This is a genomic window from Treponema sp. OMZ 838, assembly GCF_000775995.1.
Lineage (GTDB): Bacteria > Spirochaetota > Spirochaetia > Treponematales > Treponemataceae > Treponema.
Genome location: NZ_CP009227.1, coordinates 612,568 through 626,796 on the forward strand (window position 1 = coordinate 612,568; position 14,229 = coordinate 626,796).

12 protein-coding genes are annotated in these 14,229 nt (G+C 45.9%); 8 read left to right on the forward strand and 4 right to left on the reverse strand.

Annotated elements, in window-relative coordinates; translation table 11 throughout:
• Positions 1-123 precede the first annotated feature (123 nt).
• Positions 124-1,524, reverse strand: coding sequence for an aspartate ammonia-lyase (aspA, locus tag QI63_RS02725; RefSeq protein WP_044013673.1), 1,401 nt, complete (start codon positions 1,522-1,524; stop codon positions 124-126).
• Between the two features lie 35 nt (positions 1,525-1,559).
• Positions 1,560-1,973: a cytidine deaminase gene (locus QI63_RS02730; protein WP_044013675.1), complete on the reverse strand. Its 414-nt coding sequence runs from the start codon at positions 1,971-1,973 to the stop codon at positions 1,560-1,562.
• A gap of 133 nt (positions 1,974-2,106) precedes the next feature.
• On the opposite strand from QI63_RS02730, the gene QI63_RS02735 reads away from it, so the two are divergent.
• From QI63_RS02735 to QI63_RS02770, 8 genes are all read left to right on the forward strand, one after another.
• Complete coding sequence (locus QI63_RS02735; RefSeq protein WP_235619757.1) at positions 2,107-3,114, forward strand: PQQ-like beta-propeller repeat protein; 1,008 nt, start codon at positions 2,107-2,109, stop codon at positions 3,112-3,114.
• A 21-nt stretch (positions 3,115-3,135) separates the two neighbouring features.
• On the forward strand, positions 3,136-3,999 hold the full coding sequence (locus QI63_RS02740; RefSeq protein WP_044013678.1) for a peptidoglycan DD-metalloendopeptidase family protein: 864 nt from the start codon (positions 3,136-3,138) through the stop codon (positions 3,997-3,999).
• A 453-nt stretch (positions 4,000-4,452) separates the two neighbouring features.
• Entirely contained in the window at positions 4,453-5,106 is a 654-nt protein-coding gene (locus QI63_RS02745; RefSeq protein WP_044013679.1) for a bifunctional 2-keto-4-hydroxyglutarate aldolase/2-keto-3-deoxy-6-phosphogluconate aldolase, read from the forward strand.
• An 8-nt stretch (positions 5,107-5,114) separates the two neighbouring features.
• Positions 5,115-6,701: a ClC family H(+)/Cl(-) exchange transporter gene (locus tag QI63_RS02750; protein ID WP_235619758.1), complete on the forward strand. Its 1,587-nt coding sequence runs from the start codon at positions 5,115-5,117 to the stop codon at positions 6,699-6,701.
• A 150-nt stretch (positions 6,702-6,851) separates the two neighbouring features.
• On the forward strand, positions 6,852-8,210 hold the full coding sequence (locus QI63_RS02755) for a uracil-xanthine permease family protein (protein WP_044013682.1): 1,359 nt from the start codon (positions 6,852-6,854) through the stop codon (positions 8,208-8,210).
• Between the two features lie 134 nt (positions 8,211-8,344).
• Positions 8,345-9,700 (forward strand): uracil-xanthine permease family protein, encoded by a 1,356-nt coding sequence (locus tag QI63_RS02760; protein WP_044013684.1) that lies wholly within the window; start codon positions 8,345-8,347, stop codon positions 9,698-9,700.
• A gap of 4 nt (positions 9,701-9,704) precedes the next feature.
• On the forward strand, positions 9,705-10,337 hold the full coding sequence (locus tag QI63_RS02765) for a nucleoside-triphosphatase (protein ID WP_044013686.1): 633 nt from the start codon (positions 9,705-9,707) through the stop codon (positions 10,335-10,337).
• 18 nt (positions 10,338-10,355) lie between these two features.
• A complete protein-coding gene (locus QI63_RS02770) occupies positions 10,356-11,165 on the forward strand; it encodes a nucleotidyltransferase family protein (protein ID WP_052185459.1) in 810 nt (269 codons plus the stop codon).
• Positions 11,166-11,187: 22 nt separating this feature from the next.
• Here QI63_RS02770 and QI63_RS02775 read toward each other — a convergent pair whose 3' ends face one another.
• Together QI63_RS02775 and QI63_RS02780 are read right to left on the reverse strand one after the other, a co-directional pair.
• Positions 11,188-12,429: a lipoprotein gene (locus tag QI63_RS02775; protein ID WP_044013688.1), complete on the reverse strand. Its 1,242-nt coding sequence runs from the start codon at positions 12,427-12,429 to the stop codon at positions 11,188-11,190.
• Between the two features lie 85 nt (positions 12,430-12,514).
• Positions 12,515-13,999 carry a hypothetical protein gene (locus QI63_RS02780; RefSeq protein WP_044013691.1) on the reverse strand — a complete coding sequence of 495 codons (1,485 nt, stop codon included), beginning with the start codon at positions 13,997-13,999 and terminating at the stop codon, positions 12,515-12,517.
• Between the last annotated feature and the right edge of the window lie 230 nt (positions 14,000-14,229).

The following is a 14,229-nucleotide window of genomic DNA, read 5'->3' on the forward strand; positions in this document are numbered from 1 at the left end:
GACGAGTTCTAAATCGCACAAATAGCACGATTTAGAACATCGCATTTCAAGGTAACCTATTCGGAAACGGAAGTTTCCGAATAGGTTTATTTAAAACCTGAGTTTTTTGGACAGCCCCGTTCCCTACAGTTTATGCATTTTCTTAGGCTGCGTCATGTTCTCCGGCTTCAGGATTTCGTCGAGCGCTTCCTTCGATAATAAACCGCGTTCCAACACAAGGTCGTAGACGCTGCGATCATCTTTGAGGGCAGTCTTGGCAATATCGCTTGAGATTTCGTAACCGAGCACCGGATTAAGCGCCGTTACCAAACCGATACTCCGATAGGTCAGCTCCTTGCACCGCTCTACATTCGCTTCGATACCGTCAATACAGCGCAGCCGAAGCGTAGACATACCGTTGTTTAAAATCGAAATCGATTCCAAAATACTGTAAATGATAACCGGTTCAAAAACGTTCAGCTCCAACTGCCCTGCTTCGGCTGCCATCATTACCGTTGTATCGTTTCCGATAACACGGAAACATACCTGATTCATCACTTCGGGGATAACCGGATTGACCTTACCCGGCATAATCGATGAACCCGGCTGCATTGCCGGAAGATGTATTTCGTTCAAACCGGCGCGCGGCCCCGAGCCAAGCAGACGCAGGTCATTGCATATCTTTGAAATTTTTACCGCAAGGCGCTTCAGTTGCCCCGAATAGGAAACAAAGCAGGTAGTGTCATTTGTTGCGGCAATCAAATTCTTCGCCTTTGTAACAGGATAACCGGAAATTTCTGCGAGCCGTTTTGTTACCAAATCCGCATAGGCAGGGTCGCTGTTGATACCGGTGCCGATAGCGGTTGCCCCCATATTGATTTCGAGTAAGCCGGAAACAGCATGCCGGATATGCGGCACCTCCCCTTCCAAACTCGCCGCATACGATTCAAATTCCTGACCAAGCGTCATCGGCACCGCATCCTGCAGCTGGGTACGCCCCATCTTGATATGCCCGCCGAATTCTTTTCCTTTTTGACGGAAAGAAGCAATCAACTTTTCAAGCTCGGTAATCAGGCTTTCCGTGTGTAAGCAGATACCGAGCTTCGCTGCCGTCGGATACGCATCGTTGGTAGACTGTGCAAGGTTGATGTGGTTATTCGGATGGCAGAATTGGTATTCGCCTTTTTTATGCCCCAGCAATTCAAGTGCACGGTTCGCAATCACCTCATTTGCGTTCATATTGGTAGACGTTCCCGCACCGCCTTGAATCATATCCGCAGGGAATTGATTATGCAGTTTACCGGCAATAATTTCTTTACAAGCACCGATAATAGCTTCTGCTGTCGGTTTTTCCAGCAAACCTAATTCATAGTTTGCCTGTGCCGCCGCCTGTTTAACCATCGCAAGGGCTTTTATAAAGCCCGGATAGGCGGAAAGATGCACGCCGGTAATATTAAAGTTTTCCATACAACGAAGCGTTTGTACGCCGTAATACGCCTCATCGGGAACATCCCGATACCCTAAAAGATCATGTTCTTGCCGCATTGTTTCCTCCTAATCTTTTTGGCAGTTGAATTTTCTTATTTTTGTTGCAGCTCGTGGAGTGAATCGAAAGGATAGACACCGCTTACGGTTGTTTCGATTCGATTACCGGCGGATGATCCGAATATAACCGGAGCATCCGGCTGCATAAACTCGGAAATAACCTGCCGGCAAGCACCGCACGGCCCGACCGGATAATCCGCATCGGGGGTTGCGATTGCAATAGCCGTAAAGTTTCTTTTGCCCATTGCAACGGCACGGAAAATAGCAGTGCGTTCGGCGCAGTTGGTCAATCCGTAAGAACGGTTTTCAACATTCACGCCGGTAACAACACTCCCGTCATCAAGCAGTAATGCAGCGCCTACTCTAAAATGAGAATAAGGGGCGTATGCATTTTCCGCTGCCTTCATAGCTTGTTCAAAGAGATGGTCATACTTACTTGAATCTTTCATACTACTATTATACCATATAGACTATGAAAATTACAGCTTTCGATAATCGTTTTATTATTTTTCCTATTCTTTTTTATTCATATATATCTTTGCAGCAGCGGTACCGCTCGGATCGGATCTTTATCTAAAGCCTGTGTGGGTACGCACCATAACACCGGATAGTGCGCAAGCCGAGTTGGAAGGCATGGGGAGTGAAACCGAAAATACAGTCTCGCAGGCGGCGCCGGAACAATTTGCCGGTAAAACACCGAAAGTATTTTTGACGGAAAGCCGCTTCGGTTACTTTACTGCCGACGGTGAATTACTCCGCTCATCTCCCGTAACCCAGCGCATTTCAGCTTCTTCCGCAGCGTGGACGGAATACGGAAGCGATGCCGCTAAAACACCGATTTATCGCCCCGACGGTTCGCTGATAACCGTCATCGAAGAGCAAGGATTTGTATACATCGACGAAGACCGTTTCTACTTATTTGAGCCGGGAGGAAGCGCCGTTAAGCAATACGGTGCCGACGGGAAACCGCGCTGGCGTTATCTGCACACCGCGCCGATTACCGCCTTTCATAGCACAAAAAGCGGAGCTATTATCGGATTCTCTGATGGAAAACTTGTCGTTCTTGATTCCGAAGGTAATGTACGGTCGGACTTTTATCCGGGCGGCAGTGACTATCAGGTTATACTGGGAGCAGCAATCTCCACCGACGGAAAACTTGCCGCCTGTGTGTGCGGCATTAACAGTCAACGCGCATTGCTTATACGGATAGACGGTAATAAATATAAAATCATACATCACCGGAAATTGGAAGGAAATCTTCACAGGCAGGTCTTTGTTGATTTCGATATAAAAGGCGATAACGCCGTGTTTGAATGTGCCGAAGGTATCGGCTTTATCGACTGCGATCGGTTGATATCGGGTATTATGCCGCAGCGCGGTATGGTCATTTCCGGCGGTCAAAATCCGTATAAGAATATGATGGCGATTATCAGCAGACAAGAACAAAGCTCAACATTGTCGTTTATCGAAGCGCCTTTTTATGTCGTTGGACACACCTCCTTTCCTTCAAAAAATACGTTCCTTGTACAAGAACGGGAAACGATATTCCTTGCAACCGACACGAAGTTAGCCCGTATCGATATAAAATAAAGTGAAAAATAGGATACTGATATGAAACGATTTTTCTTTTGCCTCTTAGCCGCAACGGTATTTTTTGCGGAATTATTCGCATTGGAATGGCCTGCCGATACACAAAATTTCTTACGGCTTTTCGGGCAACGCATCGGTGAAAATACTTTTGAACAAGGTTTGACCTTTGAAGATGCGGCGACGGTACGCGCTGCGGATGACGGAATTCTCTTAATTGTCATAGATAAAAAATACGGCTCCGGAGCTTTCCCTTCTACACTTGGAAATGCATTGATATTTTTACACGATGACGGACTCCAAACGGTTTATGGAAACCTTGACGATACCACGGTATTCCGTAACAGGGTAACCGCTGAATCAACAGCTGTTATCGGGAAAACCGGAAACAGCGGATGGGGAAATCCTAATGAGCTGATCTTTCAAGTCAGCGATAATCAAAAAAAAGTATATATCAATCCGTTATTACTACTTCCGTCAGTCAACGATAAAATAGCGCCGCAGATACAAGACATCATTTTGATAAATGAGCAAAATACCGTATTTCAAATGAGCGGGCAAAAAAATGTGCGGCAGGGAAGCTATGAACTATACGCGGATATTTCCGATACGGCTGTACCGGGCGGGCGGAGTTTTAATCCTTTCCGTATTACGATTTTTGTAAACGGCACTAATATTCGAACACTGCCCTTTGAAACGATTACCCAAAAAGACGGTGAATCATATCTGGGGAATACCGCCTTTACCGATACGCTGCTATACCGGCGAAAGAATGGACTCTATTTAGGCAAGATTATCTTAAACCGCGGAAAATCCGATATATTAATTACAGCCCGGGATATTACTGGCAATGAAAAATCGGAACGGTTTACCATCCAAGTAGACTAGCGGATCAGGATAAACACATCAGATTGTATTTTAAAACCCCGCAGAATAAAGGAAACCGTTCAAGCAGAGTTTCGCCGCTTTGCGGCTCAAATGCTTACCCGGTTTCCATTATTCTGCGATCTTTATCTAGCAGCCTGATGTGTTTATCCTTCTCATGAAAAAATGCGCAAAATTTAAAAAATTTTGCGCAAAAGAAAAGGTAAGCGCTTGCAATATTTTCGGTGTGGTTACCTTTTCCTTGGAAGAACTGTGCAAAATTTTAGGCAAAATTTTGCACAGTTTATTTTAGAAGAAGGCCTATCTCATCAGAGAATATAGATAAGGATCGCAGAAGAATGGAGGTTAGACGACCATTTGAACCGCGAAGAGGTTCAACTCTGGTTGGACAGCCTCCATTATTCTGCGGGGATATTCTCGCAACTGTCTGATGAGATTGACCGAGCGGAGGAAATAGTGAAAAAATACGAACTGATACAAGCGTTGATTGAGGCGGGGGCGGTTTCCGTTATTCGGGCGGAAAATAAAGCGCAGGGGCTTAAAATCGTGGAGGCGGTGCGTGCAGGAGGAATCACGGCAATCGAAATTACCATGACCGTACCGCACGCCGACGAAATTATCCGTGAGCTAAGCGAAGTATTCGGTGCGGATGTATTACTGGGAGCGGGTACGGTACTCGATGCGGAAACAGCACGTGCCTGTATCCTTGCCGGTGCACAATATATCGTCGGGCCGTCTTTTGACGAAGGCTGCGCCCGTCTCTGCAATCGGTATGCGGTGCCGTACATTCCCGGTGTGATGACTCCGCAGGAAGCGGTGCGAGCGCTTGAATTCGGTGCTGATATCCTCAAGCTGTTCCCGGCAGAGCTTTTCGGGCCGAAAATCATCAGCGCCTTTAAGGGACCGCTTCCGCAGGGAACCTATATGCCGACCGGCGGTATCACTGCCGAAAATGCAGCCGAGTGGATTAAAGCCGGAGCTGCAGTACTCGGTATCGGAGGAGCACTAACAAAGGGGGCAAAAACCGGTGATTTTGAATCGATTACCCGTACAGCCCGTCAATTAAAAGAAGCGGTTGCCGCAGCGCGCGGTATCCAGATCCAGTTATAATAATTATTATGAATCAATATTCAAAAACAGGTACATTGCTTAAAAGCAGACAAGAAAATAAGTGGCTTTTGGTATTTGAAAGCCTATTAACGGGCCTATTGACGGGACTGGTTATTACGGGTTTCAGGCTGTCGATCTCTTATATTAAAAATATCCGTGTTGCACTATACGGGGTCATACAGTCAACAGGTGCGCTTGGCGTTGTTCTTGCGCTGGTTAGTTTGGCGCTGATAGGCTTATTTGCCGGTTTTATTATCACAAAGTGGCCGATGATTAAAGGCGGCGGAGTTGCACAGATAGAAGGCGTGTTTATGCAAAAATTGCAGTTTTCGCCGCTGTGTGAACTCCCGCTCAAGTTTATCGGAGGTGTATTGAGTATCGGCTTGGGGCTTTCGATGGGGCGCGAGGGGCCTTCCGTGCAGCTTGGTGCCTATGTCGGAGATGCCGTTGAGCGGCTGGGGAAACGATCGTTTACCGAACGAGTATGCCTTATCACTGCGGGTGCCGCCGCCGGACTTTCGGCAACCTTTAATGCCCCTTTTGCCGCAATTGTTTTTGCTCTGGAAGATATTCATCATCATTTAACGCCGTTACTCTTAGCTTGCGTTATGGCAGGGTCTTTTGCCGGCGATTTTGCCGGAAGTATCTTTTTAGGTTCCGGCCCGATTTTTCGATTCTTTACAACCGTAGAATTCCCGCTTTCGCAATTTACATGGCTGATAGGACTCGGGATGTTTGTAACGCTTGTCGGGCACGGATTCAAACAGTCAATCTATTTTTTTCAGCGATGCTATAAAACGTTTCATATTCCGCCGATTCTGCGGCCGATGATTCCGTTCTTGCTATCCCTGCCGATAGGTTTGTGGCACAGTTATGCATCCGGCGGTGGAGACGGGCTGATAAAAGCACTGACTGAACAGCAGTCCTTTCCGCTTACAATGCTGCTGATGTTCTTAATCGTCAAATTGCTTTTTACCGGTATTTCCGCAGGATCAGGGGCAATCGGAGGAATCTTTGTACCGCTTCTTGCCTGTGGCGCAGTGAGCGGTGCGTTGTACGCAACCGTGCTTGTGCATTTCGGCCTATTGGCGCAGGAACACGTAACTACCATGATTCTTTTCGGTATGGCTGCCTGTTTTACCACCGTTATTAAAGCACCGCTTACCGCCTGCGTTATTGTGTTTGAAACAAGCGGGGCGTTCCATCAGCTGAGCGGTTTGGTACTCACTTGTTTTACCGCTTATCTGACGGCAAGTTTTATCGGTTCGCAGGCGCATGACCATATCTTATTAGCGCAAATATTTGAAGCCGAACAAGGTAACACGCATTCTTTGAGCGGTAAACACGGAACATATCGCCCGCAGCTTTATGAATTACCTATCGGGCTCCAATCGATTGTGGCTTTAAAGAAAATCAGAGAAACGGACTGGCCTCAAAAATGCCGTATTGTCGGCGTTATACACGGTGAAGAGGAAACCATTCCCGACGGAAATACCGTATTGTACCCCGGAGATAAACTGGTTGTCCTCGTTGAAGATGATACCGGTTTTCTTCTAGAACAACTTACCGGTTTAACCGGTGAACAGGTTCACTAAATAATTTTTAGGTAATCTTACAATTTTTTCTTGCTATTTACCATATTCGCAGTTATACTGATAGAATGAGTAAACATTCGCATCTCTATCAGTATATACTCATAGAGTAAAAATACGCGGGTGATATGTATTATAGTTAAGGAGGAGATTATGAGTATTTCAAAAGAAAATATTTATAAGCTCGAAGGCCGTGTTCCGTTAAAGACGGCAATCCCTCTCGGTATGCAGCATGTTTTGGCTATGTATGCCGGAAACCTTGCCCCGATTCTCGTTATATCGGGTGTTCTTAATATCCCGGCGGATATTAAAGTTTCGCTGCTGCAAAGCGCTATGTTTGTTGCCGGCGCCGTTACGTTTGTACAGTTGCGACCTATCTGGAAAATCGGTTCGGGACTCCCCACCGTTATGGGAACCAGTTCAGGATTTATCCCCGTTGCTATCGGAGTAGGACTGCAATATGCCGCAATGGGAGACTGGTCAAACGGATATGCTGCTATTCTTGGGGCATCCCTTATCGGCGGTTTAATGGAGTTTATGCTCGGGTTTATCGTTAAACCGCTCCGCAAGTTCTTACCGCACGTTGTTACCGGAACCGTTGTTACCACTTTGGGAATTTCGCTTATCCCCGTCGGTATTAAATTTGTCGGCGGTGGAGTCGGTCTTGAAAAAACACCCGGATTCGGCTCGATAAAGAATCTGTTAGTTGCACTTTTCGTCTTTTTAACAATTATCTTTATCCGGCAAATGTTTACCGGTTTCTTGAGCATCTCTTCCATTCTAATCGGGCTTATTGCAGGTTACGTTGTTGCAATCTTTGCCGGTATGGTCGATTTTACACCGGTAAGAAATGCCGCATGGATTTCCGCTCCGCTCCCGTTCTTTGCAGTAGGGCACCTGAACCTCACCTTCTATTGGGATGCTATTGTCCCATTCCTGCTCGTCTATCTTGCGACAACTGTAGAGACAATCGGTGATAACACCGGTATCGCAGTCGGCGGTCTCGGACGTGACATAACAGACAAAGAATTGCAGGGGGCGGTTCATGCGGACGGTTTCGGCAGTATGTTTGCGGCAATCTTCGGCGTTATGCCGAACACCTCATTCAGCCAGAACGTCGGGCTTATCGGTATGACAAAGGTTGTCAACCGCTTTACAATCGGAATCGGCGCAGGCTTCTTGGTATTGTGCGGATTCTTCCCCAAACTTGGAGCAATCGTTTCGACTATCCCGAACCCGGTATTGGGCGGCGGTGTATTGCTGATGTTCAGTATGATCACAATGAGCGGTTTAAACCTGATTTACCAAAACGGAAAGATTACGGAACGTGATATTGTCATTATCGCAGCATCGCTCGGTGTTGCTTTCGGTTTAAGCAACGTACAGGAAGTCATGCAGCATATGCCGATGTGGTTCCAGAACATCTTTAAACAGGCCATCGTCGGCGCCTTTGTTACCGCACTTATTTTGAACCTCCTGCTGCCGAAGTCAAAAAAAGATGAGACAACATGATGAGGAGCGCTAAGCTAAGGTTTAATACACCGATACCCCATATCGGATAGCACACATACAGTGCAAAAGATTGAATCTATACCCCGAGGCTTCCTTTGCATCGGGGGTATAAAAAGTAGTTCTAGGAGGAAACGATGGACGTCTCGAAAGAGAATATTTATAGACTTGAAGGACGTGTTCCATTAAGAACGGCGATTCCCTTAGGTATGCAGCATGTTCTAGCCATGTATGCAGGAAACCTTGCACCGATTTTAGTAGTTACCGGAATTTTAAATATTCCACCGCATATTAAAGTATCGCTGCTGCAAAATGCGATGTTTGCAGCGGGTGCCATTACTTTTATACAGCTGCATCCGATTTGGAAAATCGGTTCAGGATTACCGACTGTTATGGGTACCGGTTCGGCATTTATTCCTGTTATCATCGGAGTCGGCACTCAATTTGCTGCGATAGGCGGGGATTGGATGAGCGGTTATGCTGCCATTCTCGGAGCCACACTGATTGGCGGATTTATGGAATTTTTGCTCGGATTTATTGTTAAGCCGCTCCATAAATTTTTACCGCATGTTGTAACCGGAACCGTTGTTACAACCTTGGGGATTTCACTTATTCCGGTCGGTATCCGGTTTGTAGGCGGCGGCGTCGATATTGAACGGACATCAGCCTTTGGTTCGATGAAAAACTTATTGATCGCACTGTTCGTATTTTTAGCGATTATTTTTATCCGTCAGCTATTTACCGGTTTTTTAAGTGTGTCATCCATCCTTATCGGTTTAGTCGCAGGGTATATCGTTGCAGTCTTTGCCGGTATGGTTGACTTCTCTCCGGTAAGAAATGCGGCATGGATTTCCGCTCCGCTGCCGTTCTTTGCCACAGGACATCTCCGTTTTGCATTCTATTGGGAAGCAATAGTACCCTTTATGCTTGTGTATCTCGCGACAATGGTAGAAACAATCGGCGATAATACCGGTATCGCGGTAGGGGGACTTGGAAGAGATATAACCGATAAAGAATTAGAAGGTGCGGTTCATGCGGATGGAATCGGTAGTATGATTGCTGCCCTTTTCGGCGTTTTACCGACAACTTCATTTAGTCAAAATGTCGGGCTTATCGGCATGACGAAAGTAGTCAATCGTTTTACAATCGGAATGGGCGCAGGTTTCCTGGTACTGTGTAGTTTCTTTCCTAAACTTGGCGCAGTCGTATCAACTATTCCCAATCCCGTATTAGGCGGCGGTATGTTGTTGATGTTTAGTATGATTACCATAAGCGGTTTAAATCTGATATACCAAGATGGAAAGATCACAGAACGTGATATTATCATTATTGCGGCATCGCTAGGTATTGCGTTTGGTTTAAGTCACGTCCCTCACGTTATGCAGCATTTACCGAATTGGTTCCAAAATATTTTTAAACAGGCAATAGTCGGAGCTTTTATCACCTCAGTTCTGTTAAATATAGTGCTACCCAAAGAAAAAGAAGGCGCGTAAAACTTTGCAACGGATTACTACAAAGCGGATATTCTTTGTTACCGGCGAACAGGGCTGCGGGAAGTCTACATTTCTTGCAGCCCTTATGCAAAAATATGCTCTTCAGCCGTCAGGCTTTATTACAAAAAAAGAAGAAGCGGTAAAGGAACCTGCGTTATATATGCATCCGGTTGTCGCCGGTACCGCAATATATCGATACACAACCGGCAACAAAGTCGGAATATGTCCCCAGCAAAAACCGATCGGTTTTGCTCCGATATTTGATATATTCGGGGTTATGTGTTTGAAGCAAGCGGAGGAGGTAATACTTTCTTCGATTGGCGACGAACATTCCGACGCCGATTGCGATGCAGCGTCACTGTCCCCTGCTCTGCCGGTAATCTTAATGGATGAACTCGGCTTTATGGAAGCGGAGGCGGAGCTTTTTTTCCGAGCCGTATGCGATCTGCTTTCCGACTCCCGCTATTATATCATCGGCGCCGTAAAGCCGCATGGAACACGCTTTTTACCGGTCTTGGAACAAATGCCGGAAGCCATAGTATACCGGCTAACGCTGCAAAATAGAATAAAACTATATGAACGGCTTGAACAGGCGCAAAATTTTACATCGTTTTTAGATGCCATCGGTGCCGAATGAATCTTCAAACGCTAAAAAATGATACCGACTGCTAAGAATACTATCACAAGAGAAAACGTTTCCTACACTATCGGAAGCACTACCCAACTCCCCACTGCAATTCTCCTTGCAGGAGGGCTTTCTACCCGTATGGGCTGCTGCAAACAGCTGCTCCCGCTTTGCGGAAAACCTTTAATCGAATACGTTATTGAAACACTGCTTGAGGCAGGGCTTACACATCTGGTGATTACGGTAAATGCCGAAACACAGCAGCCCATAACAGAAATGACAGAACACCTCGCACAAAACCAATGGGGGCAAAACGAGTCTCTAAAAGAACCGGCTGCCGGAAGCGGAATCTTCAGTCCATTCCACTGTGATATTGTCTTTAATCCGGAACCGGAGCGGGGACAGGGACATTCGGCGGCTCTTGCAGTACAAGCCGCTTGCCGCGGCTATGCCGAAGGTTTTGCCGCAACCGCAAATACCTCCTCTGCCTATACCCCAAGCGGCTTCTTATTTTGCACTGCCGACCAACCTTTTTTGCAAGCCGATAGCATTCGCGACCTCTGCTCTGTATTCCGCCGCAATTCCGGCAGCATCGTCTCGGCAGCCTTTAACGGCAGGCATTGCTCTCCGGTTATATTCCCGGCAGTACTAGCTAATGAACTCAGCTGTTTAGACGGAAGCATCGGCGGCAGAACCGTGATGAACGCTCACCCAGACTTGATTCTGTACTCCCCGCTCCGTTCCGAAATGGAAGCCTTCGACATCGATACGCCTGAAGACTTTAAACGGGCGGAAGAGTATGTGCAGCAGCACACACAGGACAACTGCACCGAAATATAGAAGATATACCTTCGGCGTTCTTTTACCGCCCTAACCGGAACATGAGTGTTTTGCCCCGGATCATAACCAGTGAAATACTTTCCATACCGGGAACACCTTCTGCTGCCGAATAGACAATAGTTTCCATGTCTTCAACTCTGCCGAAATATTGTACCGCATACTTTGTTTGAGCGGTAGATTGATACATAACCCGTATTGTTTCGACTTTAGTGTTCAATACGTTTCGGAACTTGTTCATCAGTTTACTGTCGGAACTATTGTTAATAGTAATTTCATACCGAATACCTTGCGCATAATCCCGCACCAATGCTTTTTTCGCTTGATCAACAGCAACACTCATTGCCTTAAAGACTGTTGACTTTATCGCGTTCTGCGCCGCAGCCTCGGTACTTCCGCGGTCGAACGTCCTAGGGCTGCTATAGGGTACAGCGCCGAGTAATTCTCCCGTAGACGGATTGTACATTTTCAAGTTAACTTCAGCTTGAGCATAGTAACCGCCTGTTTCTCGACCGCCCTGCACAAAACCGTCCACTTCAATATAGACATCAGCACCAAGTTTTTGTGCAATCCACTGTACAACCGAAAGATCAGCCGTATCAGGTTCTTGAGTAAACAGCGTAGCACTATCTGATTTTAATGCTTCTACCGCAGCATAATCAACGGCACGGTACCCGTTGTCAAGCAGGTATTTATTCGCCATGTTGACGGCAGACTTGGAAAATGTACTTCCGTCTTTTGCCTTTTGATTTGGCACAACCATATACAGCATACCATCGACATACTGTGTGATAAATCCGACATTATTTCCTTGCAATTCACTCTTGATTTTTGCCTCACGTACTTCAGGACTCGATAGAATATTGCCGCCCTTTGCAGAATAGGTACCGATCATATCGAGTGTACGGCGTAATTCATCCATTTTTACCGGTACGGTGATCTCACAATAGTATCCGCGATACGTTTGAGCACGTCGCAAAATACGCATATAGTCGGTTTCAAGGTAAGCATTCGGTCTTGTCCCGGCGTAAAAAGCGGAATGTAACTTACTGCGGTTCTGCATTTCTTCCGTCTCCCCGATAAGGTCGATAACGGCAAGCCGCAGGGTATTCGCTTTTGCCTGAGTCAGTGCCTCCAAAAACGTATATCCCTCTCCGGAACCGGCATAATAAGGGTTGTTGCCTGTATACTGTGGAACCCGCGGCATAACGGTACATGATGTCAAAAGCACCGACAGCAGTGCATATAATACAACGTTTCTTTTCATAGTTTTCTCCCTATCGTGTGAGTTATATCAGACCACTGTCTAAAAACTTCGTTTTTGGACAGTTTCTTTAGATTGAGATACGTGCCTAGAACCTGCGGGTTATTCCTATAAAAACATGAAAGTTCATGTGTGATGATAGGACATCCCATACATAATTATTAACCTTATCGAGTTCCGGCTGGGGAAATAGGCTTTCTTTTTTCAATTTTTCAGCCGCCTGCGCGGGACTCAGTAAATTATGCATATAGCCGAATCCGGCACTCCCGCCTATCGTCCAATTCCGCGAAATAAAGTAATCTGCCGATACAAGCACCCTCCCACCGAGTTGAGTTGCAGTAACGGTATAAGTCTTTGCTGAATTTGATTGCGCGGCAACGGATGTACCCGAAAAGCAAAATTGTAATTCCGGTGTAATCTTAAAACGGGATGTATAGAAATTATAAACCCCGATACCTAAATATCCTGTTCCGAAAGGAGTAAGCCGCATCGGTTTTGCACTCAATACAGCGGATGCTCCGGTTGGTTGTTGTATGGCATACTCATATCCGACCGATATACTGAGATGAAAATTTGCCTTGTATACAGCCCGTATACCGAAAGTCGGCTGAACACGCAAAAACTCCTTTGAATCTTTTGTCATTACGCCGGTAATGGGAACCGTTATACCTGCATATTCTTGCAGTAGAATACCGGACTTTAAAAGCTCTTTAACAGGATCTCCTTCGACAATCGGCTGGTCTGCATAAATCACTTTTGCAACTGAAAAAGTATCGTGTACTTCCGAAATAATTAACAAACCGGTTTCTTTTACGGACTGCTTCCCCGCAACTGAGATAGATTTTTGAAGGATATATTCATCTCCTGCATTTATACCGATATCCTTTCCCAGCTCGATTGTAACGGTATTATTTTCATGGTCAACGGCAAGTACTCCGCTTGCCAATGCAAACTCCGGTTCAAATTTGATTGCCGTATAAACCGAACTTATTAAAGAATCGATTGCTTCGTCAACCGCATCGGAACGCCGTTTTGCAACTTTTCTAACGGACAGCGGTATAACCCGCTCACTCGCGGAACCGGAAACGTCAAGGATAGATATAGCCCCTTCTATTCTGACTATCCAGTACTTTTTTATAACTTTTTTGCCCTCAACTACAGTTTCTTCAAACATAAGACGTTCATCATAGTCGGTAATACGGGGAGCAAATACCAAAAAAGCTCCGGTAAGCCGTTCCCAATCGGCACGGGTAAAAGCCTCTTCTCCCGATAACACGGTTTCCGAAATATCCGATTGACGCTCTTTCATCCTTTTGATTTGATCGATAAAGGACACAATATTGTTTGAGTTGAGGCGATACTCCATACCAATCACATTAAACCGTTTAAAAGAAGTCACAACACCCATAATCCGTTGATCTATTCTTGCGGCAACTTCGGAAGGGATATATCTTGAATGAGAAAGTCTAAAAACTGCAATATCTTTTTTACCGCTTACCGTTTGAGCAGAGAGCAGCGTTGCTAAGAGTACATATACTAGAGCGAATATGTATCTTTTAGGATATTTAAACATGGCCGTATACTAGCATAATCGATAATTTCGACGCAAGAGGAATTCAAGGCGACCGCATAAGATATTACCGGATATTCCCCACCCAAAAATATACATCCTTGTACATTGTTTGACTACGTGTTTGCGATGCAAACACGCTACTGCGGAGAGCCACCGCCATCCGTGGCAAGTTCAAAAATTGACCTCCTTGTCAATTTTTGAACGCGAGTTTTTGCTAGGCAAAAACGTCG